28 protein-coding genes, 1 tRNA gene and 2 pseudogenes are annotated in these 26,347 nt (G+C 60.0%); 18 read left to right on the top strand and 13 right to left on the bottom strand.

All coding sequences use genetic code 11. From position 1 onward, the window contains the following. Window positions 1–177: 177 nt before the first annotated feature. Window positions 178–387 (top strand): hypothetical protein, encoded by a 210-nt coding sequence (locus PMI26_RS05095; RefSeq protein ID WP_007978661.1) that lies wholly within the window; start codon window positions 178–180, stop codon window positions 385–387. Here the strand turns inward: PMI26_RS05095 and PMI26_RS05100 are convergent. Then, window positions 384–614, bottom strand: a complete 231-nt coding sequence (locus tag PMI26_RS05100) for a hypothetical protein (RefSeq protein ID WP_007978659.1) — start codon at window positions 612–614, stop codon at window positions 384–386. The two genes, PMI26_RS05095 and PMI26_RS05100, sit on opposite strands and share 4 nt — an antisense overlap. A 227-nt stretch (window positions 615–841) precedes the next feature. Here PMI26_RS05100 and PMI26_RS05105 point away from each other — a divergent pair. Further along, window positions 842–917, top strand: a tRNA-Asn gene (locus PMI26_RS05105). 177 nt (window positions 918–1,094) lie between these two features. On the opposite strand, the gene PMI26_RS05110 is transcribed toward PMI26_RS05105, so the two are convergent. Continuing rightward, on the bottom strand, window positions 1,095–2,612 hold the full coding sequence (locus tag PMI26_RS05110; RefSeq protein WP_007978657.1) for a nucleobase:cation symporter-2 family protein: 1,518 nt from the start codon (window positions 2,610–2,612) through the stop codon (window positions 1,095–1,097). A gap of 255 nt (window positions 2,613–2,867) precedes the next feature. Here PMI26_RS05110 and PMI26_RS05115 point away from each other — a divergent pair, with 255 nt between their 5' ends. Both PMI26_RS05115 and PMI26_RS05120 read left to right on the top strand, forming a co-directional pair. Beyond that, window positions 2,868–3,149, top strand: a complete 282-nt coding sequence (locus PMI26_RS05115; RefSeq protein WP_007978655.1) for a BrnT family toxin — start codon at window positions 2,868–2,870, stop codon at window positions 3,147–3,149. 3 nt (window positions 3,150–3,152) lie between these two features. Then, window positions 3,153–3,458 carry a BrnA antitoxin family protein gene (locus tag PMI26_RS05120; protein WP_007978654.1) on the top strand — a complete coding sequence of 102 codons (306 nt, stop codon included), beginning with the start codon at window positions 3,153–3,155 and terminating at the stop codon, window positions 3,456–3,458. 55 nt (window positions 3,459–3,513) lie between these two features. Here the strand turns inward: PMI26_RS05120 and PMI26_RS05125 are convergent, their stop codons facing one another. Together PMI26_RS05125 and PMI26_RS05130 are read right to left on the bottom strand one after the other, a co-directional pair. Then, a complete protein-coding gene (locus PMI26_RS05125) occupies window positions 3,514–4,344 on the bottom strand; it encodes an arylamine N-acetyltransferase family protein (RefSeq protein ID WP_007978652.1) in 831 nt (276 codons plus the stop codon). A 113-nt stretch (window positions 4,345–4,457) separates the two neighbouring features. Beyond that, window positions 4,458–5,252, bottom strand: a complete 795-nt coding sequence (locus PMI26_RS05130; protein WP_007978650.1) for an exodeoxyribonuclease III — start codon at window positions 5,250–5,252, stop codon at window positions 4,458–4,460. 361 nt (window positions 5,253–5,613) lie between these two features. On the opposite strand from PMI26_RS05130, the gene PMI26_RS31720 reads away from it, so the two are divergent. Beyond that, on the top strand, window positions 5,614–5,940 hold the full coding sequence (locus tag PMI26_RS31720; RefSeq protein ID WP_007978648.1) for a hypothetical protein: 327 nt from the start codon (window positions 5,614–5,616) through the stop codon (window positions 5,938–5,940). A gap of 202 nt (window positions 5,941–6,142) precedes the next feature. On the opposite strand, the gene PMI26_RS05135 is transcribed toward PMI26_RS31720, so the two are convergent. Both PMI26_RS05135 and PMI26_RS05140 read right to left on the bottom strand, forming a co-directional pair. Next, a complete protein-coding gene (locus PMI26_RS05135; protein WP_007978647.1) occupies window positions 6,143–7,549 on the bottom strand; it encodes a DUF1254 domain-containing protein in 1,407 nt (468 codons plus the stop codon). A gap of 112 nt (window positions 7,550–7,661) precedes the next feature. Beyond that, on the bottom strand, window positions 7,662–9,233 hold the full coding sequence (locus PMI26_RS05140) for a sensor domain-containing diguanylate cyclase (RefSeq protein WP_007978643.1): 1,572 nt from the start codon (window positions 9,231–9,233) through the stop codon (window positions 7,662–7,664). A gap of 190 nt (window positions 9,234–9,423) precedes the next feature. Here PMI26_RS05140 and PMI26_RS05145 point away from each other — a divergent pair, with 190 nt between their 5' ends. Next, window positions 9,424–9,891 (top strand): hypothetical protein, encoded by a 468-nt coding sequence (locus tag PMI26_RS05145; RefSeq protein WP_007978641.1) that lies wholly within the window; start codon window positions 9,424–9,426, stop codon window positions 9,889–9,891. Between the two features lie 254 nt (window positions 9,892–10,145). Here the strand turns inward: PMI26_RS05145 and PMI26_RS05150 are convergent, their stop codons facing one another. Beyond that, complete coding sequence (locus PMI26_RS05150) at window positions 10,146–11,900, bottom strand: L,D-transpeptidase family protein (protein WP_007978639.1); 1,755 nt, start codon at window positions 11,898–11,900, stop codon at window positions 10,146–10,148. Window positions 11,901–11,982: 82 nt separating this feature from the next. Here PMI26_RS05150 and PMI26_RS05155 point away from each other — a divergent pair, with 82 nt between their 5' ends. The 8 genes from PMI26_RS05155 to PMI26_RS05190 all read left to right on the top strand — a co-directional run bounded on the left by PMI26_RS05155 (window position 11,983) and on the right by PMI26_RS05190 (window position 18,483). Then, complete coding sequence (locus tag PMI26_RS05155) at window positions 11,983–12,711, top strand: murein L,D-transpeptidase catalytic domain family protein (RefSeq protein WP_007978636.1); 729 nt, start codon at window positions 11,983–11,985, stop codon at window positions 12,709–12,711. Window positions 12,712–12,791: 80 nt separating this feature from the next. Further along, window positions 12,792–14,498 (top strand): copper resistance system multicopper oxidase, encoded by a 1,707-nt coding sequence (locus tag PMI26_RS05160; protein ID WP_007978634.1) that lies wholly within the window; start codon window positions 12,792–12,794, stop codon window positions 14,496–14,498. A gap of 10 nt (window positions 14,499–14,508) precedes the next feature. After that, a complete protein-coding gene (locus PMI26_RS05165; protein ID WP_007978632.1) occupies window positions 14,509–15,396 on the top strand; it encodes a copper resistance protein B in 888 nt (295 codons plus the stop codon). Window positions 15,397–15,448: 52 nt separating this feature from the next. Continuing rightward, the gene (gene copC, locus PMI26_RS05170) at window positions 15,449–15,832 is read left to right on the top strand and encodes a copper homeostasis periplasmic binding protein CopC (RefSeq protein ID WP_007978629.1); all 384 of its coding nucleotides are present in this window, start codon (window positions 15,449–15,451) and stop codon (window positions 15,830–15,832) included. Between the two features lie 3 nt (window positions 15,833–15,835). Next, window positions 15,836–16,759, top strand: a complete 924-nt coding sequence (gene copD / locus PMI26_RS05175; RefSeq protein ID WP_007978627.1) for a copper homeostasis membrane protein CopD — start codon at window positions 15,836–15,838, stop codon at window positions 16,757–16,759. Window positions 16,760–16,969: 210 nt separating this feature from the next. Then, on the top strand, window positions 16,970–17,209 hold the full coding sequence (locus PMI26_RS05180; protein ID WP_007978625.1) for a type II toxin-antitoxin system RelB/DinJ family antitoxin: 240 nt from the start codon (window positions 16,970–16,972) through the stop codon (window positions 17,207–17,209). Continuing rightward, window positions 17,199–17,486: a type II toxin-antitoxin system RelE family toxin gene (locus PMI26_RS05185; protein ID WP_007978623.1), complete on the top strand. Its 288-nt coding sequence runs from the start codon at window positions 17,199–17,201 to the stop codon at window positions 17,484–17,486. Before PMI26_RS05180 ends, PMI26_RS05185 begins: the two co-directional genes overlap by 11 nt. Window positions 17,487–17,721: 235 nt before the next feature. Continuing rightward, entirely contained in the window at window positions 17,722–18,483 is a 762-nt protein-coding gene (locus PMI26_RS05190; RefSeq protein WP_007978622.1) for a transporter substrate-binding domain-containing protein, read from the top strand. 68 nt (window positions 18,484–18,551) lie between these two features. Here the strand turns inward: PMI26_RS05190 and PMI26_RS05195 are convergent, their stop codons facing one another. Both PMI26_RS05195 and PMI26_RS32015 read right to left on the bottom strand, forming a co-directional pair. Beyond that, window positions 18,552–18,773, bottom strand: coding sequence for a hypothetical protein (locus PMI26_RS05195; protein ID WP_007978618.1), 222 nt, complete (start codon window positions 18,771–18,773; stop codon window positions 18,552–18,554). A 52-nt stretch (window positions 18,774–18,825) separates the two neighbouring features. After that, a pseudogene (locus tag PMI26_RS32015) lies at window positions 18,826–19,053 on the bottom strand (DUF6124 family protein); the annotation flags it as partial. Window positions 19,054–19,443: 390 nt separating this feature from the next. Here PMI26_RS32015 and dusA point away from each other — a divergent pair. Beyond that, entirely contained in the window at window positions 19,444–20,439 is a 996-nt protein-coding gene (dusA, locus tag PMI26_RS05200; protein WP_007978616.1) for a tRNA dihydrouridine(20/20a) synthase DusA, read from the top strand. 178 nt (window positions 20,440–20,617) lie between these two features. After that, the gene (gene tal, locus PMI26_RS05205; RefSeq protein WP_007978614.1) at window positions 20,618–21,544 is read left to right on the top strand and encodes a transaldolase; all 927 of its coding nucleotides are present in this window, start codon (window positions 20,618–20,620) and stop codon (window positions 21,542–21,544) included. Between the two features lie 209 nt (window positions 21,545–21,753). Here the strand turns inward: tal and rssC are convergent, their stop codons facing one another. From rssC to PMI26_RS05220, 3 genes are all read right to left on the bottom strand, one after another. After that, complete coding sequence (rssC, locus tag PMI26_RS05210) at window positions 21,754–22,236, bottom strand: anti-sigma factor antagonist RssC (protein ID WP_007978612.1); 483 nt, start codon at window positions 22,234–22,236, stop codon at window positions 21,754–21,756. Then, window positions 22,236–23,417 carry a two-component system response regulator RssB gene (rssB, locus tag PMI26_RS05215; RefSeq protein ID WP_033048238.1) on the bottom strand — a complete coding sequence of 394 codons (1,182 nt, stop codon included), beginning with the start codon at window positions 23,415–23,417 and terminating at the stop codon, window positions 22,236–22,238. Before rssB ends, rssC begins: the two co-directional genes overlap by 1 nt. Before the next feature lie 388 nt (window positions 23,418–23,805). Beyond that, entirely contained in the window at window positions 23,806–24,495 is a 690-nt protein-coding gene (locus PMI26_RS05220; protein ID WP_007978609.1) for an MlaA family lipoprotein, read from the bottom strand. Between the two features lie 201 nt (window positions 24,496–24,696). On the opposite strand from PMI26_RS05220, the gene PMI26_RS05225 reads away from it, so the two are divergent. Both PMI26_RS05225 and PMI26_RS05230 read left to right on the top strand, forming a co-directional pair. After that, a complete protein-coding gene (locus PMI26_RS05225) occupies window positions 24,697–25,317 on the top strand; it encodes a hypothetical protein (RefSeq protein WP_007978607.1) in 621 nt (206 codons plus the stop codon). 109 nt (window positions 25,318–25,426) lie between these two features. After that, window positions 25,427–25,690: a DUF4404 family protein gene (locus PMI26_RS05230; protein WP_007978605.1), complete on the top strand. Its 264-nt coding sequence runs from the start codon at window positions 25,427–25,429 to the stop codon at window positions 25,688–25,690. A 172-nt stretch (window positions 25,691–25,862) separates the two neighbouring features. Here PMI26_RS05230 and PMI26_RS05235 read toward each other — a convergent pair. Then, window positions 25,863–26,347, bottom strand: a pseudogene (locus tag PMI26_RS05235) (7-cyano-7-deazaguanine reductase); the annotation flags it as partial.

Below are 26,347 nucleotides of genomic sequence, written 5' to 3'. Positions count from 1 at the left end.
TTCCCGTTTTTTATGGACCATCGATATTCCCCTAGACTGAATCAGATCAACGTGTGGGAGCGGGCTTGCTCGCGAAAGGGCCAGCAGCTCCAACACCGATGTCTCAGTCAGATCGCATTCGCGAGCAAGCCCGCTCCCACAGGTTTGCGTACACCTGAATGACCTACGAGATCCCACATGAAAAACGATGACCTGCGCGCCGACCGCGATGACCTGGATGACCTGGATCGCTTCACCCCCCGCGCCCCGGCCAAACGCGGCAACAACCTGGTAATGCAAGTCGCAGCGGGTGTATTCCTCGGCGGCCTGGCCCTGTGGCTGGTGCAATTGGGTGCCACAGCGCTCTACGCCAAACTGATGGTTGCCACCATTACCTTCGGCGGTTAAGCCAGTTCGGTCGCACGCTGGCTGGCAGCGTCGTCGTAGGCGACATACAGCGATTCGGCGACCTGACTCTTGATCGCCTTGGTGCTTTCCAGCCCCAGGACAAAACCTTCGGCCTTGCCACCTGCGCGGTTCAATGCTTCAGCGGTGCCGGCCTGAGTGATGGCGTCGAACAACTTTTCGGCATGGGGGCCGACGCCCTTGGGCAGGCTGATCTGAGAGATGCTCATGGGCGCACCCCGTGATGTCGAGGCGGGAGGTTCAAATGATTCATGGCGCGTACCTTTTCGGCGAATGGCCGGCAGCGCGTGTCACCACTTCCGGGCGACCATGGTAGACCTCCGGGGCGATCCTGGTAACCGCCAATCGGCGCTAAACCACCGCCCGTCCCGATAATTCGCCCCAATTGTTATTCGATGCTTGACTTCTCTTTTTGAATCAGTAAGATACGCGCCATTCCGCGATAGCTCAGTTGGTAGAGCAAGTGACTGTTAATCACTGGGTCCCTGGTTCGAGTCCAGGTCGTGGAGCCAGACAGCAACACCGAAAAGCCCCTGAATCGAAAGATCCAGGGGCTTTTTTGTGGCCGATATAAATATCAAAAGATCGCAGCCTGCGGCAGCTCCTACAAAGGCTGCGATCTTTTGATCCATAAAAAAAGCCGATCTGTCCATTCAACAGATCGGCCCTTTTTTCAGTCGCTGCGAACGTCAGACATGCTCACTGCTTTTCGCATGCACCGCGTGTGGCTCGCCATGCCCGTGGTCCACCTCAACCACCGGAATCTCCTTGCCGTCGCAATCGTGCAGCTTGCCGTCACTGAAGTAGTCCCCTTCGCGCAACGCCGCCAGATCCTGATAACGCAGCACCCGCTCGGTACCGGCCGCAAACACCGATTGCTGATCGGAGTTACCGGCAGTGAGGTGGTTGAAGGTCAGGTTCAGCACGATGGCCATGATCGCCGACGAGCTGATGCCCGAATGGAAAATGGTCGCAAACCAGCTTGGGAAGTGGTCGTAGAAGCTCGGTGCCGCGATCGGGATCATGCCGAAGCCAATCGAGGTGGCAACGATGATCAGGTTGACGTTGTTGCGGTAGTCGACCTTGGACAAGGTCCGAATACCACTGGCCGCGACGGTGCCGAACAGCACGATGCCGGCACCACCCAGTACCGAGGTCGGCACGGCGGCGATAACCCGGCCCATGAAGGGCAGCAGGCCGAGGAGCACCAGGAAGAGACCGCCAGTGGCCACCACATAGCGGCTCTTGATACCGGTGACCGCCACCAGCCCGACGTTCTGGGCAAAGGCGCTCTGGGTGAAGGATCCGAAGATCGGCGCGAACATGCTCGACAGCATGTCGGCGCGCAGGCCATTGCCCAGGCGCTTGGAGTCAACCTTGGTGCCGATGATCTCACCGACCGCCAGAATGTCAGCCGAGGTCTCCACCAGCGTCACCATCACCACGATGCACATCGACAGGATCGCAGCGAAGTGGAAGGTTGGCATGCCGAAGTGGAACGGCGTCGGGAAGCCGAACATCGGGCCCTGGGTCACTGACGAGAAATCCGCCATGCCGAGGAACACCGCGATCACTGTACCGACGACCATGGCCAGCAGGATCGACAGGCGGGAGATGGTCGCACTGCCGATTTTGCTCAGCAGCAGCACCAGCACCAGCGTCACCGCCGCCAGACCGATATTCGCCATGCTGCCGAAATCCGCTGCGTGGCTGTTGCCGCCCATGGCCCAGCGCGCGGCTACCGGCATCAGCGTCAGGCCGATGGTGGTAATCACGATGCCGGTCACCAGCGGCGGGAAGAACTTGGTAATACGCGAGAACACAGGGGTTATCAGCAATCCGATCAGGGACGCCGCTATCACCGCCCCCAACACCGACTGGAACCCGCCCTCCCCGCCACTGCTGACAATCGCCACCATGGTCGCGACGCCGGAGAAGGATACGCCCTGCACCAGCGGCAACTGACAACCAAAAAACGGTAGACCCAGGGTTTGCAGCAGCGTTGCCAGCCCCCCCGCAAACAATGAAGCAGCAATCAACAAACCGATGTCCGCTGGCGAGAGCCCGGCCGCCTGGCCGATGATCAATGGCACAGCGACGATACCGCCATACATGGTCAGAACATGTTGCAGGCCATAAGCCATATTCGCGCCGATCCCTAGGTTTTCGTCCTCGGGCCGTTGGTGTGAAACATGGGGCGTTTTCATGGTAGGGGGTTCCCTGGTTTTTGTTATGCGCACACTGTATGCAAGACATAGGACAAATGTCTATAGAGTTGTATACAACTTGTCAGTCACAAAATGGATACTTGTCCATTCCCGCCTGATAGCCACCCTCCTGACCCCGCCAAAAACCTTGAAATACATCCCTCGCTGCCTCCCCCCGAGTGCTGACTAGTCTTTCGAATTCCTGGCGACCATCGGTATGACCCGCCTCTTTTTTATACATATAAAGTATGCATAATGAAGCCATTCGAGATTCAGTTCCACAGGGCAAAGAACGCAGCCAACAAACTCAAGCACCAAGGCATCAGCCTTGCCGAGACTGAAGCGGTATTCCATGACGAACGAGCGCTGACCATCGAGGACAACCACCACGATGAACAACGCTGGATCACCCTGGGGCTGGATGCCAAAGGCCGTTTGCTGGTCGTCGCGTACACCTACCGCGATCCGAATTTCGTTCGAATCATTTCCGCGCGCATCGCCACCAAAAGCGAGCGCCGTCAGTATCTGGAGACATGACCGATGAAAGACGAATACGACTTCAGTGACGCCAGGCGCGGGGCCGTGGCGCCCGCCAAAGGCAAGACCCGCATTACCATCATGCTCGATGACGCCGTCATCGAAGCGGCCCGCGCACTGGCAGAACACGAGGGGTATGGCTACCAGACGGCGATCAACAATACGTTGCGCCGGGCCCTGCTCAACGAAGGCAAGACGGCAAAACTGAAACAAACCCTCACGCCTGCCGAACTCAAGGGCCTGGAGCAGAAACTGGCGGAGGCCTTGCGCGAAATCCAACGGGTGATGGCGCCGGGTGTTCGGCCCTGAAGCGCAAAGGGCCGATCAATCCGCCCCGCCCTTTGTGATGTCTGCGATCAGCCCGCTATTGCGGCGCTGCGATCAATCCCTCCAGCGTCTTCACCAATTGCGCCTGCTTCGGTACGCGGATGCCGAACTCGCTGCCCAGCAGGCCAATCAGTTCCTGCGCATCCGTCACCTCCCGCCGCTCGCTGTCATGGCCGATCCGGTGAAGGGCGAAGCTGCCGTTGTTGAGCGTACGGCGCCAGCCCTCCCCGGTGCGCGCCACCATCAACTGCCTGGCGAAAGTCGACTCGGGGTGGGTCGAGACGTACCAGTTGCCCACAGCAAAATCGATATCTTCCTGGCGTTGCAGGTCGAAGATGTACATCGCTCGCCATTCACCGGCCACATTGGCGCGCAGGGTAAAACCGTCGACGTGCAGGTCGATGCGATACGGCTCGTGCGGGGTGAGTTGTTCGGCGCGGGAATCGAGCAGCAGTGGCGCGGTCGGCACCATGCCGCCGAAGCCGACGTCGGTGATGTAGCGTACGTCGTCAATGATGACCAGGCTCAGGCGATGGGTCCGGGCCGTCCAGGCGCCCTCCGGTTGCCCCATCACCACCCGACCGCTGATGGCGCGGGCGTCGAAACCCAACTCCTGAAGCAAGGCCAGAAACAGCTTGTTGAGCTCGTAGCAGTAACCGCCACGCCCCGCGTGCAAGACCTTCTGCTCGATGGACGGCAGGTCGATCAGCACCGGTTCGCCGGACAACGTGGTGAGATTTTCAAACGGGAAAACGCCGGTATGGCGCAATTGCAGCTGGCGCAAGGTTTCCAGCGTCGGTGCCGGGGGTGCATCGAACCCCAGGCGTTGCAGATACAAAGCACGGTCAGTCAGGCGTGGCTCGCTCATCGTTCAATCCTTTTGCACGCAAGCGGCGGATTGCTCCGCCAATGGTCGCTATGTATACGGGATCGGGTACGGCCACCGACAATTGATTTAGCCAATCGCTCGTCAGGAAAAACTCAACGCCGCTTGCGCGAACCCAATTGAATCCAGGTCGGCGCATGGTCGCTGGCGTGGGGCTCATTGCGCACCCAGGCATCTACCCCGGCGTCTTGCAGATACGGACTCAAGGCCGGGTTGAGCAGCAAATGATCAATGCGCAGGCCGGAGTTTTTCTGCCAGTGCTGGCGGAAGTAATCCCAGAATGTGTAGAGCCGATCCTGCGGATGCAAGTGCCGCAATGAATCGGTCCAGCCCTGCTCCAGCAAGCGCTGGTAGCACTCGCGACTCTGCGGTTGCAGCAAGGCGTCCTTGAGCCATGAGCGCGGGTTATAGATGTCCAGGTCGGTGGGCACCACGTTGTAGTCGCCCGCCAGCACCACCGGATGCTCACTGCCTTGAAGTGTCTGCGCATGACGGATAAGCCGTTCGAACCACGCCAGCTTGTACTCGAATTTCGGCCCCGGCTGTGGGTTGCCGTTGGGTAGGTACAGGCAACCCACCAGAACCCCGTGGACCGCGGCTTCCAGATAACGACTGTGCTTGTCGCTGTCATCGCCGGGCAACCCGCGCCGGCTCTCCAGCGGCTGCGCATCCCGCGCCAGGATCGCCACGCCGTTCCATGACGCCTGACCCTGCCAGATAGCGCCGTAGCCGAGCGCTTCAAGCTCGGCAGCCGGGAATGCGCTGTCCACTGCCTTCAACTCCTGCAAGCAGGCGATGTCCGGTTTTTCCCGTTCAAGCCAGGCCAACAGGTTGGGCAGCCGGGCGCGCAGGCCATTGACGTTGAACGTGGCGATCCGCAGCTTCTTCATGAATGGACACTCCTGAGGGCGAGGTGCCTGACGTGTGACACCAGTACGTTTCGCAGGTTGCGTCAGCGGCTCCGGAGGCGGCAGAACCTTGAGCACAAGCTGGTCGATTTGAAGGGTGTCCGCAATTTCCCGTCCGGCACAGATCAAATGCGGGAGCGAGCATCCTCGCGAATGCGCAGTGTCAGCCAACATCAATGCTGAATGGGCCGACGTCTTCGCGAGCAAGCCCGCTCCCACAAGATTCTCGCTTGGCCATGGATCGGTGGCCCACCAGGGCCCCGCGCCACTCGTCAAGCGGATCGGCACCTACCACGTGCCCTGTCACACTGAAATCAGGCAATGACTCATCCTGGAGGCGAACATGATGAACATAAAAATGACTTCGCTCCTCCTGACCGCGTGGTTGACGGCTACGTCCGTGGCCACCTTTGCGGCGTCCGGCGAGGGGCCTGGCGCGTCCGGTACGGCACCCGGCGCAACCCGCAGTTCAACCATGCCGCCAGACAGCAACAGGCCCAGCGATCCCTCGGGTAACAACGGGCGCGCAAAGAGCCCCGGCTCGTCAATTGGCAGCACCGGCGTCAATGGTCCGGGCAGTGGCGCGGGCGGAGGCACCGGTGCACCCGGTGGCGGAACCGGCGGTGCGGGCGGCGGGACGGGTAGCTGGACAGGCAAAGGCAACCAGTGACATGCCGCCATTGGCTAATGCCAGTCAGTTAAGCGTTTGATCACCGCAAACCTTGTGGGAGCGAGCTTGCTCACGATGACGGCTGGACAGTTAAACAAGGGGTGCCTGACAGTCTGCCATCGCGAGCAAGCTCGCTCCCACAATGTCCGGGGCTTAACTGATCGGCATTAGCCGCCATTGGCCGCTTTTTGTCAGCTCATACCTACATCGGCTTGATCGCCGGCGGGTTCCATTGGCCATTCAACACCTCGGCTTTCGGGCCGTACAAGCGCATGGTCAGATTGAATGAGCCTTTGGGCGCCGGCAGCCAGTTGGCCTCCAGATCCTTGCCGGGGCTTTCGTTCTGGAAATAGAGGTCCAGTGAGCCATCGGCGTTGTGCTTGAACGGCATCCAGCTGCTGACTGCAAAACGGTTGAGTGAGTTGCCGACCTGGAAACCTTGCGGGTCATACAGGGTGATCGACCAGAAAGCGTTAACCGGTGGTGTCTCGCCCTTGCTGAAATGCAACACGTATTTGTTCGCGCCATCGAGTGGCTTGCCGTTGCTGTCGCCGATATTCAATGGATAAATCGCGTCCTCGGGCAGGTTGGCGCCGAGCCCCACCTGCGTAACGATGGCACGCTTGAGGTAATAGTTGCCGTAGACGCCCATGGTGTCGGTGTTCATCGACCAGCCATTGACCTCCCGTGCCAGGGTCGGCACTTTCCAGGCCATCAAGGCCTGCGCATCCTGGGGCACCCTTTGCAGCACGGCCTGGATTTGCGGGTCCAGCGCGTCCATGCTGAACGACTTGCCGACTTCGATTCCAAGGCGCTTGATCTGCGCCAGCATTGGCTGGTCGGTGCTGTGCGGCGGGTTCACCTTCAGCAACTCGGCAGCGTAAGTGAAGTAATCGGCAGCCGACATGGAGTCGACCTGAATCTTCGGTGGCGTTTTCATGTCCACCGCAGGGTCGACTTTCACGGTGACGGCTTCAGGTTCCTTACCTAAGCGCGACAACGGCGTCACCGTGTAGCCGGCCTGGATCTTGTGCACCGCCGCGTAATCCTCTGCACCGTCAGTCTTGGTCCTGCCGATGACCCAGACAAAGGGCGTTGGCGCCGGCAGATGGCTCATCCCGGCAGGCACCGCGCCCGTCCAGCCCGGTGGCGTCACGAGGAATTGTCCGGCCTCGGTGCCCGTGGTGCGCCAGCCCGGCGATGCGAACACGTCGCTCCACATATCGAGCATTGGCAGCAGGTAGAAGCGTCCATCGGTATTCGGCGCGGCGATCACCAGCGGCTCCTTGCTCAAGTCCAGCCAGGCAATCGAATACAAGGTGTCGAAGTTTGAGCGCACCACCCCTTTGAAATCGGCTGGTGGGTACTGCGGCACACTGACAAACATGTTCATCGGCCCCTTGCCGAATTCCTTGCCCGGCTCAATGTTGGTGAATTGCTTGCGGGTGACGTCCATGCTCAGCAGCGGGTAAAAATAGATGTAGGCATCCACGCCGATGGCATGCGCTTCTTCGGCGGTGATTTTCGGTTGCGCTTGGCTGACCAGCGGAAAAATGGCAGCGGCTGCGACGGTCAGAGCAACGGCTGTCAACGTTTGAAGTAGCAACATGTTGGCGATCGTCCTTACGTGGGGGAGCCTGCCGGGTTCGACAGCGCTAACGGAACTCTAGACGATCAATTCTGACGGACCCGGAAGACGGACCACCGGCAGCAAAAGCACTTCAACGGTCGGAGCGCATCAACGCCTCGCCAGCCCCGGCCATCGACAACGTAGCCACGCGGTTCCGTCCCGAATGCTTGGCCTGATACAACGCCGCATCCGCCCGCTCGACAAACACGTCCATGCTGTCCCGGCCCGCGGGCACGAACGAATAGCAACCCAGGCTGACCGTCACGTAGCCATTGGGCGAGCAGGTGTGAGTGATGTTCTTGTCGATGACACTGCGACGAATCTGCTCGGCAATCGTCATGGCGCCATGGATGTCGGTGTCGGGCAGCAGCACCGCAAACTCTTCACCGCCGTAACGCACCGCCAGATCGGCCTTGCGGTGGCAGCAACTCTTCAGCGCACGCGCCACTTCGGCCAGGCAGTGATCCCCCACCACGTGGCCGTAGGTATCGTTGTAGCGCTTGAAGTAATCGATATCGAGCATGATCAGGCTCAAGGGGCTTGCCTGCCGGGCACCGCGCCCGAACTCGACGTCCATCGCCCGCTCGAACAACCGGCGGTTGGCCAGGCCGGTCAGGCTGTCATGCGTGGCGATCAGCTCCAGGGCTTGCTGGGCCCTGCGCAAATCCGACTCGACCCGCTCGCCAACACGCACCTGATGCACGAACACCCACCCGAACAGCCCCACGCCCAGCAGCACCAGGGCAACGATGAGGCTGGAGCGGAACGCCGTGTCGTACCAGTCCGCGAGAATGGTCTGCGTGGACGACGCCGCGGCGACCACCAGCGGATACGCCTCCAGCTGGCGGTAAGCGTACAGGCGTGTCACGCCATCGATGATGGACGTGAACATCGCACTGCCAGAGTTGGCCAGTGGCAGGAACTTCTGGAAAATCTCGCCCTGGGCCAGCGACACGCCGATCTGCGCTTCTACAAAAGGTCGACGCGCCAACAAGGTGCCATCGGTCAGGCCGAGAAACATCGAGCCGTTGTCGTCGAGGCTGAAGCTTTTGAAGAACTGGTCGAAGTACGACATCTTGATGCCGGCCAGCAATACGCCCTGGAAATGCCCGTTCCTGTCGTTGACCCGTTTGGAAATCGGGATGATCCACTCGCCGTTTTCCCGGCTGCGGATGGCCGGGCCGATATGCGCCACCGACGATACGTTCTGCTGGTGATACTTGAAGTACTCGCGATCCGCGACCCCGGCCCCCCGGGGCAGGTTTTCAAACGAGGTCACTACCCACTGGCCCTTCTGGTCGAACAACAGGATGCCGTGCAATTGATCCAGTGCCAGCACCCGCCGGGCAAAGGTCTGCTGCAAGCGGGGTCGCATGTCCTGGCCGAAACCGTCGACCTGAATCCAGTCCACCAGGCTGGTCAGCACCAGGTCAGCCTTCATGAAGGTGTCTTCGGCTTGCTGCGCCATGGCCCGCGTCAGGTTCGAAGACGCCACTTGCGCCAGGCTCAGGTCATGGCGACGGGACTGTTCCAGTTGCAGGTAGAGCAAACCGCACAGGCACAGACACACCGTGGCAATGAACAACACCGCGGCCTTGCGCAGCGGTATGCGTTTCAGTGCAACGCCAGGGGCGTGGTCCGGGTTGTTAAAGCGCGTGGGCAAACGTTCATCCTGTCGGGGGCAAGCCTGGGCAACGGCCCAAAACCCTCAGTTTTTGTGGGCCGTAGTTTACGGGGTTATCCACGACAAAGGGGCAACCACTTGCCCGGTGGCGCCTCAAGCATGACTCAGGGCAGTACTGCCTGCGCCTCAACGAGCTACGATTAGACTGACCTCCATACAGGGAATCGACATGAGCAAGGCAGACGAGCTCGCTGCAAAATTGAAACAGACAGGGCTGACCAGCGCGGATCAGGCGATCGATGGCTGGCCGGGGCAGGTCTACGAACTGTATCAACGGATAGAGCACTGGCTGCTGCCCTTGACCGAAGCAGGCCTGGCCCTGCGGCGCAACGCCACCCATGTGTTCGAAAGTCATGCCAATGGTGACGCTTACGATTACGCCATCGACCAGTTGGTGATCGCCGGCAACGGGCACAGCATGACCTTTGACCCGGTTGCACGCTTCACCGCCGATGGCGAGGGACGCGTCGAGATTCACTCCCCGGGCAACGAGTTCGCCCTGTTGCGCACCGTGGACGAACACGGCGAAACACACTGGTGGCTACAAACGATCGAGCAAGCCACGGCACAGCTGGATGCGGTGGCGCTGACAGAAAGCGATCTGCTTGTGGTGGTGCAACAAGGATTGGCGCTTTAGGAAGGTTGCCAAAGGGCTGGGGAAACTGTAGGAGCCAGCCTGCTGGCGATGGACTCAAGCGCGCCGCGTTCATCCGGTTCACCCGCGTTATCGTTAACGTCCATCGCTGGCAAGCCAGCTCCCACAAGGGGCCATGCCCACGCTGAAACTGTAGGAGCCAGCTTGCTGGCGCTCCTACAGGGGACCGTGCCCGCGCTCCAAACCAGTGGAAACCCCAAAAAATGGCGCTCCCGAGGCATCTTTTCAATCTTTGGTTACTGTTGGCCCTGCCCCGTCACCACCAGCGGGATCTCTGCCCGACGCAAGTCCAGGGGAGGCAATTTCGTCGGCTGGCTCAAGCCCTGCAACACCCGGGTGTCGTAATCATAAATGTCCGGCTTGAACGTCACCCGCCCGTCAGTGCTCAGGTCCACGGTCCAATAGGCCAGCAGCACCGGCACCTTCACCGGCAGCTGGATATTCTCGGTCCTGCCATTGGCCAACTGCTTTTGAATCCCGGCACTGTTCCAGCGCACCGGGTCGTTGAACAACAACTCGACCAGTTGCAGCGGGTTTTCCACGCGGATGCAGCCCGAGCTGGTGGCCCGGACCGTCTTGGCAAACAGCTCGCGGTGCGGCGTGTCATGCAGGTAGATCGCGTAGTCGTTGGGGAAGCGGATCACCACCTGCCCCAATGAACTGTCGGGGCCGGCATCCTGACGCAGGTGGATGCCTCGCGGGTTGCTCCAGTCAACGTCCGACGGATCGAGCACATTGCCTTCGCGATCAAGCACACGAATCCGGTTGGCCGCCAGATAGCCGGGATCGTTCTGGACTTTCGGAATCACGTCCTGCTTGAGGATGGTCGGCGGCACGGTCCAGGTCGGGTTGAACGTGATGTAGGTGATTTCGGCCTGGAACACCGGCGTACTGCGCACCGGCTTGCCGACTTGCACCCGCGAACGCCAGATCGGCAGACCGTCGCGGTACATCGCCACCTTGTAGCCGGCGATATCGACGATCACGAACGTGCCCTGAAGCTTGTACAGCAGCCAGCGGGCGCGCTCCATGTTGACCCGCACCTGATCGATCCGCGCCTCGACCGGCACGTTCAGCGCCGCCAGCGTCGCCGCCCCCGCCACGCCATCGGCCCCCAGGTATTGCTCGGTCTGATACTTCTTCACCGCGGCAATGACCTTGTCGTCGTAACCGGTTTTTTTGGCCAGGTGCGGGTCCAGGTACCCGCCCGCCACCAGGCGCGCACGCAATTGTCCGACTGCCACCCCATCCATGCCGGACTTGAGCGATTGGCCTTCGGTGACTTTCGGCCAGCCACCCGCATCACGCACCTGGCGCAACCGGGCCAGGCCTTCGCGCAAATTGCGGTAAATCTCTTCCTGGGGAGGCGCCTCGGCGAATGCACGTGCCACGTCATGGGCATCGAGAGCGGCGAACAGGTTGTCCATGTCCTCGCGGGCACCGCCGCCGGCAGGATCGAAATTCCAGTGAATGTCCAGCCGCGACGGATCGACCTTGCCCCGGCGCAGTTGCAGCAGCGCGGTGATGAAGGTGCGGGTGGCCGCCATGTCGAACATCGCCCGCTGCGCCGTGGACGGCATGGCGGCCATCAGCGATTCATGGGCCTGGGCCAGTTCGGTGATACGGAAATCCGTCGGGGTCAGGCCGTCGATCCGGGTGTCTTCGAGGCTCTTGAGCAACTGCACCACATTACGATCATCCGTCCACGCGGCGCGATAGTTGCGATGCATATAGAAATCCAGCACCACCCGGCTGACGTCCACACGCTGATGGCGCCTTGACGTGAGCAATGGTGGAAACGCCGAGCGCAGCGGTTCCAGCGTTGCCTGAATCGCCTGGCCAACCGCATCGTCGGGCGCCGCGGCATCAATTGTGCTACTCGCTGCAGATACCGACTCAATCGGCGAAGTTTGCGCAAATGCTGCACCGCTGATCAGAAAGCCCATAAAAAACATGCGGCTTATGACGAATGACCTTGTTAATTGCACCATGGATAATCCTTAATCCCCTGATTCAACGGCGCCAGCTTTGCGCTCGCTGCTAGACTCGAAATTATCATGATGAGACCCGACTATGGCGCTAAACCGCTTTGGCCTTTTATTTGCCATTTTACTGACGTGCCTTTCAGTAACGTCAGCCTACGCCGATTCGCTTGAAAACGCGCTGGTCAAAGCAGCACCAGGCGCCGACGCCAAAGTGATCGCCCTGGCCGTTCGCGCCACCCAATGCAGCCGTGCCCAAGGCGTCGCCCCAGCCCAAAGACTGGCGGTGATCGATTATTCCCTGCCTTCGACTGAACAACGCCTGTGGGTCTTCGACCTTAAACGGCGCAAGTTGCTGTTTCACGAACTGGTCGCCCATGGCCGCAACAGCGGCGAAAACATGGCGACGCTGTTCTCCAACCAGAATGAAAGCCACGCCACCAGCCTCGGTCTGTTCCGCACCCAGCAAAGCTATCTCGGCCAGAACGGATACTCGCTGCGCATGGAAGGCCTGGAGCCCGGTTTCAACGACAACGCCTTTGACCGGGCCATCGTCATTCACGGCGCACCCTACGTCAGCCCGGTGCTGGCCCGCGCCAATGGCCGCATCGGCCGCAGTCTGGGTTGCCCGGCCGTCAGACCGGCGATTGCCCATCGGCTGATTGATTCGATGAAGGACGGCCAGTTGTTGTTTTCCTACTACCCGGACCAGCGCTGGTTGAAGTCGTCCTCCTACATCAACTGCGGCGGCGACACCGTGGCCTCAAGGGAAAAATCCACTTCAAGCCAGAAAGCGACGTCCAACCTGTCAAAACTGTAATCTTCGCCTCAGCCTGCTGAAAGGCACCGCCCGCTAGCCTCGTCGACAAGTTCAACAGGCTGACGGGCGGAACACACGGCATGCACTCCCACACTTCAAGACGCACCTTCGTCAAAGGCCTGGCCATCGGCGGGCTCTTCGGCGGCCTCGGGTTATGGCGCACGCCGGTCTGGGCGATCAGCAGTCCCGGCGAACCGCAAGTGTTGGCCGGCAATGATTTCGACCTGTTCATCGGCGAATCCCCGGTCAACTTCACCGGCACCCCGCGCACTGCACTGACCATCAACGGTGGCATTCCCGGCCCGCTGCTGCGCTGGCGTGAAGGCGATACGGTGACGCTGCGGGTGCGCAACCGACTCAAGGACAGCACCTCCATTCACTGGCACGGCATCTTGCTGCCGGCCAACATGGACGGCGTACCAGGCCTGAGTTTCAAGGGCATCGAGCCGGGCGGTGTGTACGTCTACCAGTTCACCGTGCGGCAGAACGGCACCTACTGGTATCACAGCCATTCGGGGCTGCAGGAACAATCCGGCGTCTACGGCCCGCTGGTGATCGACGCCAAGGACCCGGAGCCGTTCCAGTACGACCGCGACTACGTGGTGATGCTCAGCGACTGGACCGACGAAGACCCGGTCGACCTGATGAAGACGCTGAAAAAACAGTCCGATTACTACAACTTCAACAAGCGCACCGTGGGCGACTTCATCCACGACGTCAGCGAAAAAGGCTGGGGGCCGACCGTCGCCGATCGCAAAATGTGGGCCGAAATGAAGATGAACCCCACCGACCTCGCGGACGTCGGCGGCGCCACTTACACCTACCTGTTGAACGGCCAGGCGCCGGACATGAACTGGACCGGGGTGTTCCGCCCAGGGGAAAAGCTGCGGCTGCGCTTCATCAACGGCTCGGCCATGAGTTACTTCGACGTGCGCATCCCCGGCCTGAAAATGACCGTGGTCGCCGCTGATGGCCTGCACGTCAAACCGGTGAGCGTCGACGAGTTTCGCATTGCCGTGGCGGAAACCTTCGACGTTATCGTTGAACCGACCGAGGCGGCCTACACCCTGTTCGCCCAGGCGATGGATCGCACCGGCTACGCACGCGGCACCCTGGCGGTGCAGGCGGGACTGGTAGCGCCGCTGCCACCACTGGACCCACGCCCCCTGGTGACCATGGATGACATGGGCATGGCCGGCATGGACCACGGCAGCATGGCAGGCATGGATCATAGCAACATGGCCATGGGCGACATGCCCGGCATGCAGTCCCACCCTGCCTCGGAAACCGACAACCCGCTGGTGGACATGCAAGCCATGTCCACTGCACCGAAACTCGACGACCCCGGCATGGGCCTGCGCAACAACGGGCGCCGCGTGCTCACCTACTCCGACCTGCGCAGCACCTTCGAAGACCCGGACGGTCGCGAGCCTGGCCGCACCCTCGAGCTGCACCTGACCGGACACATGGAAAAATTCGCCTGGTCGTTCAACGGTGTGAAGTTCTCTGATGCAGAGCCCCTGCGCCTCAAGTACGGCGAGCGGCTGCGGATCGTGCTGGTCAACGACACGATGATGATGCACCCCATCCACCTGCACGGCATGTGGAGCGACCTCGAAGACGAGAACGGCCAGTTCATGGTGCGCAAGCACACCATCGACATGCCACCAGGCTCCCGGCGCAGCTATCGAGTCACGGCCGATGCGCTCGGCCGCTGGGCCTATCACTGCCATCTCCTGTACCACATGGAAATGGGCATGTTCCGTGAAGTTCGCGTGGAAGAATGAGGCGCACCCCATGATTCGATTCACCCCGGTTTTTTTTGCATTCATGACTTCGACGGCAATGGCCGCCAGCGACGGCATGCAAGGCATGGATCATAGCCAGATGGACCATGGCCAGATGCAAGGCATGGATCACAGCCAGATGCAGAGCATGGACGAAGGCCAGATGCAGCCCGCCGCCCCCAGCGAAAGCCGTACGCCGATCCCGCTGCTGACCGATGCCGATCGCGCGGCGGTGTATGTCGATCCCGCCGGGCACCATGTGCACGACAACACACTCAATTCGTTTTTCCTCGCCGACAAACTCGAATGGCAGGACGCCGATGACGGCAGCACCCTGGCCTGGGATTTGTCCGGCTGGGTCGGCGGTGACATCGATCGCCTGTGGCTGCGCTCCGAAGGCGAGCGCACCAACGGCGTGACCGAGGATGCGGAAATCCAGGCCCTGTGGGGCCACGCGATTTCCCCGTGGTGGGACGTGGTCAGCGGCGTGCGCCAGGACTTCAAACCCGGCGCCCCGCAAACCTGGGCCGCGTTCGGCGTGCAAGGCATGGCGCTGTACAACTTCGAGGCCCAAGCCACGGCCTTCATCGGCGAAGGCGGCCAGAGCGCCGTGCGGCTGGAGGGCGACTACGACATCCTGCTGACCAACCGGCTGATCCTGCAGCCGACCGTCGAACTCAATGCCTACGGCAAAAACGATCCGCAACGGGGCATCGGCGCGGGGCTGTCCAACACTGAGGCGGGCTTGCGCCTGCGCTACGAAATCCGCCGGGAATTCGCGCCCTACCTCGGCGTGACCTGGAACCGTACCTACGGCAACACCGCCGACTACGCCAACGACGAAGGCGAGGATCGCAGCGAAGCCCGCCTCGTGCTCGGTGTTCGGATGTGGTTCTGAACAGACTCACCCAAAACCAACAACAACCGCTTCGAGCGGTAAAGGACCTTGCATGCGCATCATCAAACCCACCGCCGTCGTTATCGCGTTACTCAGCGGCCTGCTCATGAGCACCCTCGCTCAAGCGCACCCCAAACTGCTCACCTCCACTCCAGTGGAAGGCGCAGAAGGTGCGCCGCCCGACAAGATCGAACTGCACTTCTCCGAAAACCTCGTCACCCAGTTTTCCGGCGCCAAACTGCTGATGACCGAAATGGCCGGCATGGCCCACGCCCCGATGCCGGTCAAGGCCAAGGTCAGCGGCGGCAGCGATCCGAAAACCATGCTCATTACCCCGACAACACCTTTGACTGCCGGTACCTACAAGGTCGAATGGCGCGCGGTGTCGTCGGACACCCACCCGATCACCGGCAACGTCACCTTCAAAGTGAAATGATCGATGAGCGACTCGGCCAACGTCGTTCTGCGGTTTGTGTTGTATGTGGATTTGATGCTGTTGTTTGGCGTGGCGCTGTTCGGGCTCTACAGCTTTAAAGGACAGGAACGACGATCCGGGACGGTGCTGCCCTTTCGCCGATGGCTGACGGGAACTGCCGGGCTCGGTGCACTGTTGTCCATCGCCGGCATGGTGCTGATGGTCCGCGCCATGAGCGGCGAATCAGACATAGCCGAGCTACGCCCTCACCTCGAGATGATGCTGTTCGAGACAGACGTCGGGATGGCCTGGGCCGTGCGGATGATTGCGTTGGGGGTCGCGGGTTCGGCGGTGATGCTCAACCCACGCGCCCCCGGCCTCAGCCTGGCGATCGCCTCTACGGCCGGCGGCATCGCCCTCGCCAGCCTGGCCTGGAGCGGACATGGAGCCATGGACGAAGGCAGCCGTCGTTACTGGCACTTCACGACGGACATCCTGCACCTGCTGGTGGCGGGCGCCTGGCTCGGCGCGCTGCTGGCGTTTGCGTTGATGGCGCAACCACGGGCCCTGCAAACCGAAGCGCACATACGTTTGCTGGCTCACGCCATCAGGCGATTCGAGCTTGTCGGTGCCCTGGTCGTCGTGATCATCACCGTGACGGGCGTGGTCAACTACCTGTTCATCCTCGGGCCGAGACTCGATGAGGTTTTACTCAGCCACTACGGAATTCTGCTGGCGATCAAAGTGCTGCTGTTTGCCGGGATGCTGGTGTTGGCGGCGCTGAACCGCTTTCATCTTGGGCCCTTGCTGGAGCGATCATTGCGGGAGGGCCAGTATCGCGTGGCAGCCCATGCACTTCGGCGCAGTGTGGTAGCGGAAATGGCCGCGGCGGTTTTGATTGTGGGATTGGTGGCGTGGTTGGGGACGTTGAGCCCGGAAGTGGAATGAGCCATCTTCAGGGGGAAATCTCTGACACTTAAGTACTGATTTAAACTTGGGCCAGCCAGGCCGGGCAATGGCCCAGGCGGTGGCTGGTTGGCACTTTCATCCTCCCGAGTACGAATTTTCTCTAAATTAGCCGTACGTCTCAGCGGACTTGCCAATGAGGAACTCTTGATTCAATGTAATGACCAGTGTCATTACATGAGAACCTGTCCCATGGCATCTATCAACATCCGTATCGATGACGACCTCAAAGCTCGTGCCTATCTCGAACTGGAAAAACTCGGCGTCACGCCTTCCGAACTGATGCGCCAGACCCTGCAATATGTGGCGGAGCGTGGTCAGCTGCCTTTCAAGCCTGTCTTGATGACTGAAGACGATGAGGCTCTATTGGCCACTGTGCGGGAACGGCTTGCATCTCCTCAACGAGTCAGGGTTTCCATAGATGACCTATAGCCTTGAGTTTGATGCCCGTGCATTGAAGGAATGGCAAAAACCTGGCGACACAGTCCGACAGCAGCTCAAGAAGAAGCTGGTGGAGATCCTGAACAGTCCACGCATTGAAGCTAACCGCCTGCATGGTTTTCCCGACTGCTACAAGGTCAAACTACGTAGCAGCGGTTACCGCTTGGTCTATCAAGTGATTGACCAGGAAATTACTGTTTTTGTGGTCGCCGTGGATAAACGGGAACGTGAGCAGGTTTATCGCAAGGCGGCTGGACGTTTGAAGTAATGCTCGATTGAGTAACGCTTCTGACGTAAACCAACCACCTGGCAACGTTCTACCCCTGAGCGGAAAATCAGCCGTAATTTATCAAGGCCGAGTGAGCGCGATACTGAGGCAAGGTTGAAGCCATCTTCAGCGGGCATTGATTTTTCACACCGGTGAAAGTTTCACTACACTCCCCCTTTCAAAACCACTCCAGCACAAAAGCCCGATAACAATGACGAAAATCAAAAGAGCAATGATGCTCGGCGGCTTGCTCGCACTCTCCCTTGGCGCCCAGGCAGAACCTTCGCATCTGGACAGCGTCATGCAACAGGGACAACTGCGCGTCTGCACCACCGGCGACTACAAGCCCTACACGCTCAAGGCCGAGGACGGCGCGTATTCCGGCATCGACATCGCCATGGCCCACGCCCTGGCCGACAGCCTTGGCGTCAAGGTCGAATGGGTGCCCACCACCTGGAAAACCCTGATGCCCGACATGCTCGCCGGCAAGTGCGACATCGCCATGGGCGGCATCTCGGTCACCCTGGAACGGCAGAAAAAAGCCTTCTTCAGCAACATCCTGGATGTCGACGGCAAAATTCCGCTGGTGCGTTGCGAAGACCAGGCGCTGTACCAGACTGTCGAACAGATCAACCAACCCTCGGTTCGCCTGGTCGAACCCGCCGGCGGCACCAACGAAGCGTTCGTTCACGCCCACCTGCCCCAGGCGCAATTGCAACTGCACGACAACGTGAGCATCTTTCTGGAACTGCTGGATAAAAAAGCCGACGTGATGATCACCGACGCATCGGAGGCGCTGTATCAGCAGAAGCTCAAGCCGGGCCTGTGCGCCGTCAACCCGACGCACTACCTGCAATACGGCGAAAAAGCGTACCTGCTGCCCCGTGACGACTTCACCTGGAAGCTGTACGTCGATCAGTGGCTGCATTTGGCCAAGGCGACGGGCAATTATCAGAAGATTCGGCGGCAGTGGCTGGCGGTGCCAAACGCGAAGTAATGCATCGTTTTTTTCGCACAAAAAAGGGCACTCCCGAAGGAGCGCCCTTGTTGATTGTGCAGCGCGTATCAATCGTCGTGCAGCAAACTCGAGCTGTACTCGCCAAAACTATTGCCCAGCGCACTGCCATGGAAACTCATCTTGTTGGCGGTGCTATTGGCGGGCCCCGGGCCAAAGCCGGCCGGCTGCACGGAGTCAGCCGAGTAATCACCATGAGCACTCACACCCGAACAGGCGCTCAACAACAAAGCACCGGCCATCAGCGAGACTTTGACGAGGTTTGCGATCATTTTTTGATTCCTGTGGGTTGAGGCGCGGGGAACATGACATTTGGCGGTCATCCTATGCCTCGTCTGTGCTGGACATCATGAAACTTGGTGTGGGGGACAGCGTTGGTTCAGGAACCGTGCGCACCTGACGATCTCTCACTGGATTGAGGACATTGTCCAACGCCCGATTCACCAACAACTCCCCCACCACCGCCAACTGCTGAATCGACAGCGCCAGACTGCGTGGCGAGCCTTCGAGCTTGCAGGCCAGATCGGTTGTGAGGACATTCAGCGCAGCATCACTTCCACATGATGGGGTGGCAGCTGTGCGCCGGTGTGGAAGACCGGGGATCCAGGAACCCGACGCACCCGAAAGTACCCCGCGCACAGCCGCCATAATTTAACAGCAGACATGAAAAAAGCGCCTTCCTAAATTCAGGTGGCGCCTCTGCGCCCAGATCTTGTGAAGGGCTTCCACACCCTTGTCGCTGAGTTTGCAGCGACGCAAAAAGGCTATCCGGGTGGCTAAGGGAGTGTAATGTGGGCGATGGGGACGTGTGTTGCGGGAAATATCCGGCATTTTCGTGCTGATTTAAACAGACTTGATTGCCGGTATTCGGACTCCTGAGCCCCGTCATCCCAATCCTGATAAACTCCCCCACCTCCCAGCCTCACCGATTCCAGATTCCCAATGTCCGCAGCCAACGCCACACCCGCCCCGCTCTCCCGCCGTTTCTCCGTCGCGCCCATGATGGACTGGACAGACCGCCACTGCCGCTACTTCTTGCGCCTGCTGTCGAAAAACGCCCTGCTCTACACCGAAATGGTCACCACCGGAGCCTTGCTCAACGGCGATCACGAGCGTTTCCTGCGCCACAACGAGGCCGAGCATCCGCTGGCCCTGCAGCTTGGCGGCAGTGTGCCGCTGGACCTGGCGGCGTGTGCGCGCATGGCGCAGGAGCATGGTTACGACGAGGTGAACCTGAATGTCGGCTGCCCGAGCGATCGGGTGCAGAACAATATGATCGGTGCGTGCCTGATGGGGCATCCGCAGTTGGTGGCCGATTGTGTGAAGGCGATGCGTGATGCGGTGTCGATTCCGGTGACGGTCAAGCACCGTATCGGGATCAATGGCCGGGACAGTTACGAAGAGTTGTGTGATTTCGTCGGCACGGTGCGGGATGCCGGGTGCACCAGTTTTACCGTGCACGCCCGGATTGCGATTCTGGAGGGCCTGTCGCCGAAAGAGAACCGCGACATCCCGCCCCTGCGCTACGACGTGGCGGCGCGGTTGAAGGCGGATTTTCCGGAGCTGGAGATCATTCTCAACGGCGGCATCAAGTCGCTGGAGGCCTGCCACGAGCATTTGCAGACCTTCGACGGTGTGATGCTGGGCCGCGAGGCGTATCACAACCCGTATGTGATGGCCGAGGTGGATCAACAGCTGTTTGGCAGCACGGCACCGGTGATCAGTCGCGCCGAGGCGCTGGCGCAGCTGCGGCCCTATATTGCGGCGCATATCGATGCCGGTGGTTCGATGCACCACATCACCCGACATGTGCTGGGCCTGGGCACCGGGTTTCCGGGGGCGCGCAAGTTCCGGCAGTTGTTGTCGGTGGACATTCACAAGGCGAAAGACCCGTTGGCGCTGCTGGATCAGGCGGCGGCGTTGCTCGAAGGGCGTTAACGGTCGGTCTCGTTGAACCTGTGGGGCGTTTCGGCATCGTATTCATCGATACCACGCCCCGCCTTTCAAACAATTGTTTTCAGGTTGTTGCCGCAGGGGCCGTCTATACACGTACACGCCCTTGAGTGGCTGTCAGCGCTCGGGTAATGTCATCAGACCCATAGGACAGAGCACGCTCATGACTTCCAAGCTGGAACAACTCAAACAAATGACCACCGTGGTTGCCGACACCGGCGACTTCGAAGCGATCGCTCGCGTTAAACCGGTGGACGCCACCACCAACCCTTCCCTGCTGCTCAAGGCCGCGGCCATTCCTGCGTATGCCGAGCTGCTGAACGCCAGCGTCAACGACTGCAAGGGGGATGTGGGCCTGGCCAGCGACCGTTTTGGCGTGGCCGTGGGTCAGGAAATCCTGAAAGTGATCCCGGGCCGCATTTCCACCGAAGTGGATGCGCGCCTGTCGTTCGATACCGATGCCATGTTGAAACGCGCCCATCGCCTGATCGAGCTGTACGACAAGGCCGGGATTGGCCGCGACCGCGTACTGATCAAGATCGCCTCCACCTGGGAAGGCATCCGCGCCGCCGAGATCCTGGAAAAGGAAGGCATCCAGACCAACCTGACCCTGCTGTTCTCCTTCGCCCAGGCCGCCGCCTGTGCCGATGCCGGGGTGTTCCTGATTTCGCCGTTCGTGGGCCGTATCTACGACTGGTACAAGAAAGCCAACGGCAATGACTACACCGGCGCGGATGATCCGGGCGTGCAGTCGGTGACGCGCATCTACAACTACTACAAGGCCAATGACTACAAGACCGTGGTCATGGGGGCGAGCTTCCGCAATCTGGGCCAGATCGAGCAACTGGCCGGCTGCGACCGCCTGACCATCAGCCCGGACCTGATCGACAAGCTGGCAGCGGATACCGGCAAACTGGAGCGCAAACTGGCGCCTGGCCACGCCGGCGAAGCGCGCCTGAGCCTCAACGAGTCGCAGTTCCGCTGGTTGTCCAACGAAGATGCGATGGCGACCGAGAAACTGGCTGAAGGTATTCGTCAGTTCGCGCGGGATCAGGAGAAGCTTGAGGCGCTGTTGCAGGCCAAGCTGTGATCTGAACGGGTGTCATGCAAAAAGGGCGAACCCTCACGGGTTCGCCCTTTTTTGTCAGCAATCTCGTACTCACGGGGATTGTGGGTCGAAACCGAATCGTGCGCTCAGTGCAAAACCAATGTGGGATCGCCGCACCGCCGCTCCCACAGTGGATTGTGGTGAATGGCGAATCTGTGTTTAGCCAGACAAGAGCGCATCACCTCAAGGGATCAGTGGCGTTCGAGCGCATTCACCAGGTCATGGAAGGCTTCACGATTGGTGTCGTTCAGGCCCATGAGGATCTTGTGCGCTTCGAGCACCTTGATCCGCACCACTTCTTCGGACTGATCCTGGTCTGGCAGGTCGTCCAGGCATTCCGGGCAGGGCACCGGCTTGTCGACGATGTTGAAGACCTGTTCGAAGCCCATGGACTGCAACAGCCGCGTGATGTCTTCGTGGGTGGTGACGACGGTCGGCAGCAGTCCGACTTTCTGCCGCGACAGGATCGACAGCTTGGCCAGCAGGCCAAGCGTGGTGCTGTCGATGCTGCGGGTTTCGGTCAGATCGATCACGATCGCGTTGAAATTCAACGCGCTGAAGATCCGCTCAATAGTCGCATCCAACGCCGAACACAGGGTCAGGCGAACTTCACCGACGAACTTCAGGACGAAGGTGCCGTCCTGCTCGGCGAACTGGATTCTACCGGTACTCATCAAAGATTCCTGCTCAACACCAACAGGGCGATATCATCCGGCATCTCCCCTAGCGTGGCCAATCCAAAAACCTGCCGCAGCCCATCCAGGGTGCCGCCCGCCGCCTTGACCCTTTGGGGCAACGCCGCTTCTTTTTCTTTGAGTGTGGGTTCTGGCAAAAGGTCCAGAATGCCATCAGACATCAGCGTCAGGCTGAACGTCGGTGGCAATTCCAGCACGTGGTCTTCATAGGTGGCCTCGTTGAAGAGGCCCACCGGCAGGCCACGCCCTTCCAGATAACGAACACTGTCTGGCGTGTACAACACTGGCAACGGCAAATGACCGCCGATGCTATAGGTCAACAAACCGGTCTCCTCGTCGATGACTCCACCGACCATTGTGACGTGTTTACCCAGCTTACAACTGATCAGGCCCCGGTTGATATGACCAAGAACCTCTGAAGGCTTGAATTCCGGCAAGGTGCCGCTGCGCTTGGATTCGAACAGCAAGCGCGTGGTCATGAACTTCAACAGCACGGTGACGAAGGCTGAAGAGGCGCCATGCCCGGAAACGTCCGCCAGGTAAAACGCTACCCGACGCTCGTCGACGCGAAAGTAGTCGACGAAATCACCCGACAGGTACAGCGACGGGATGATCTGGTGAGCAAATTTGAACTCGTTAATGGTCCACGGGCTGACCGGCAGCATGTTCATCTGCACCTGGCGACCGGCATTCTGGTCTTCCTGGAGCAGGTTCAGGCTGGCTTCGAGTTCGCGGTTGGCCTTCTCCAGCTTCTCGCGGTAGCGCTGGTTCTCCAGCAGCAGGCGCGCGCGATCCAGGGCCCGGCGCACAGAGTGCTCGAGCACGGCCAGATCTTCGAGAGGCTTGATCAGGTAGTCCGCCGCGCCCAGGCGCAGGGCCTCGACCGCGTCGTTCATCACGCCGGCACCCGACACCACGATCACCGGTGTTTGCGGCGACAGCTCGGTTACCTGGCGGATGAGTTCGAGTCCGCCCATCTGCGGCATGCGCAGATCGCAGATGACCAAGTCGGGCTTGTCTTGCTCGAATACCTGAAGACCCTGCTGGCCATTGCTGGCCTGCAAGACGCTGAAACCACTGTCTTCCAAATAGGCGGCGAGGCTCGCGCGCACTACTTCGTCATCATCGATTATCAGCAGCGTGGCACTGGTTTTTGGCATGTGGGCAAACGGCGCCAGAATTAGGTTGGCGTAGCAGGCGGGGATTATGACCCGGCACTCACTACTGGATTCGCTTTCTAGCCTCTCTGTCGCACCGCTTTCGGGCATTTGCCCTACACACGTGTACACCAGAGGTGCCCTTCTAAGGCGCAGACGGTACTCCCATCCGCGGGGCGTTTCAAGCTCACGCCGATGGTCGCTTGACGTCTTTGTTTGTCAAATCACCGAGAGTTATAAGAACAGTCAAATCCGTAACCCAATGGAAGGTTCGAACACACGAGTCAAACGGGTCTGGACTACAGTGAAAAGCGCGATTTCATCCCCGTGCGAATCTTCAAACACAAAAAAGGCGGCCTTGATGGCCGCCTTTTCGGTTTACCGGTCGAAATCAGAAATCGTCTTCGACCTTACCGTCTTTCACCTTGAATTCCCGGTTCTGCAGGTACGCATTACGGATGAAGGTGTACTTGTCGCCCGTGATCAGCTTTTCGCTCGACAGCAGGTTGGCACGCGTATCGATGATGTCCAGGGCGTAGAAGGAGTTACGCACAGGAACGTCGTCTACGTAGCGATAGGCGCCCGTGTAGCTGTCGACATACTTGGACGGTGCATCACGCAAGGTGCTTGGACCCAGCAGAGGCAGCATCAGATAAGGGCCGCTGCCGACACCCCAGTAACCCAGCGTCTGGCCGAAATCTTCATCATTGCGCTGCAAGCCCATTTTGGTGCCGACATCGATCACGCCCAGCAAGCCGAAGGTGGTGTTGAAAATGATGCGTGCGGTATCAACGCCTGCGGCACGAGGCTTGGCCTGCAGGATATCGTTGGCGAGGTTGCGCACATCGCCGATGTTGCGGAAGAAGTTGTGAACGCCGTCCTCGACAAACTGCGGAGTTATGTACTGGTAGCCCTGGGCCAGGGGCTTCAGCGCGTAGGTATCGATCACGTCGTTGAACTTGTAGATCGGGCGGTTGACGCTTTCCCAAGGATCATCTTCCGAGGCTGCCTGGGCAACGAACGGAACCAGCATCACACTGGCGCATACACAAATCCTGGCTAGACGATTGCTCCAGCGCATAGAAAAAAACTCCTTGGTTTGTACCGGCTCGGGCGCATGGCCCGGGCAATAAGTGGGCAAGTATAAGACGTAAACGCCGTTTAAGGCACTTTGCACTCATCCCGCGCCGGAGGAATCGTGCCAAATGTGAGCGATTCACATCCATGTCACTCAACTGTCACCGTCGCCGACTAGCATTCAGACTATTTCAGGGACGTCCATATGCCGCTCGCCGAAGCCTTGCCCCAAACCGCACCCCGCCTGACCGCCGTACTGTTCGGCCTCAGTGGCTGCCTGGTGGATTTCGGCGCACACACGCAGCGCCACGGTAGCCACTCGGCCGAGCACGCAGAGTCCACACCCGGCGCACTGGACAGCCTGCTCAGCTTGCAACGTCAGCAAATCCCCTGTGCCTGGCTCGATGAACTGCCCCCGAACCTCAGCCAGACCCTGGCGGCTGCGCTGCCGGAATGGATCAAACCATCGCAACATTCGGCAACAATTTGCCCATGGCCCGCCCCGGATGCCTGCTGGCAAGCCCTGATGACCCTGAACGTCGACCGACTCGACGGCTGTGTACTGGTGAGTGGAGAGCCTCGCCTACTGCAAGCGGGGCTTAATGCCGGGCTGTGGACCATCGGCCTGGCGTCCTGCGGTTCGCTGTGCGGGTTGACGCCCCGGCAATGGCAAGCGTTGACCCAGCAGGAGCGCGACATCAAACGCGGCAAGGCCACGATGCAACTGTTCGGCCTGGGCGTGCATTCGGTGATCGATCACCTCGGTGAACTCGACACCTGCCTGGCAGACATCCAGTTGCGCCGGATCAAAGGCGAAAAGCCCTGATCGAGATCATGCAGGTTAGACAGGAGTGGATTAATCTAAAGGTCAGCCATAGACCTTTGGCGGACCGCTGCGGTCTATGCCAGTGCCAATCGAGAGAAGGAAGAACGCCATGCCTGCCCGCGAACTGCAAGAACAGCTCAATGCCCTGCGCGAGCAATTGGAACAGAATCCTCCACTGTCCGAAGCTGAACGCGAAGATCTGCACGCGCTGATGCAACAGATCGAACTTGAGCTTGAGCTAGAAACCAAGACCAAAGATTCCAGTATCGCCGACAACGTCAACCTCGCCGTCGAACGCTTCGAACTCGAACACCCGACCCTTGCCGGGACCCTGCGCAACATCGGGCAGGCCTTGGTCAATATGGGAATCTGAGCCCCTCCTGATGCAAAAAACCCCGCTGGCGATGGCGGGGTTTTTTCGTTTCTGCGCCTGGCAATACAGCCCCTTGTGGGAGCGAGCCTGCTCGCGAATGCGGTGTGTCAGTCATCATTGATGTTGAATGTCATAACGCTTTCGCGAGCAGGCTCGCTCCCACAGGGTTACGTTACTGGCGGACCAGGCGATGGTTCGGCAGTTGCACCGCTTCAGTGCTGCGATACGGGTTGATGTCCAGCCCGCCACGACGCACATAACGCGCATACACAGTCAGTTTCTCCGGTTTCAGCAACCGCTGCAGGTCAAGGAAGATCCGCTCCACGCACTGCTCATGGAAGTCCGAATGCTGACGGAAGCTGACGATGTACTCGAGCAGGCTCGCGTGATCCAGCGCCGCACCACGGTACTCCACCGCCACGCTGCCCCAGTCCGGCTGGCTGGTGACCGGGCAGTTGGACTTGAGCAAATGGCTGTGCACGCTCTCCTCGACAATGCGTGAATCATCGCAACGCAGCAGTTCCGGCCGTGGATGCTCGTAGTTGCTGACGCTGATATCCAGTTCATCGATGCACACGCCCGGCAAGGCCACGACGCCTTCGCGCTCGACATCCTTGAGACTGCGAATGCGCACCCCCACCGGCTTGCCGGCAGCCG

It is taken from the genome of Pseudomonas sp. GM33 (assembly GCF_000282295.1).
Taxonomy (GTDB): Bacteria; Pseudomonadota; Gammaproteobacteria; order Pseudomonadales; family Pseudomonadaceae; genus Aquipseudomonas; species Aquipseudomonas laurylsulfatiphila.
This window is presented reverse-complemented; position numbering and strand designations above follow the sequence as displayed.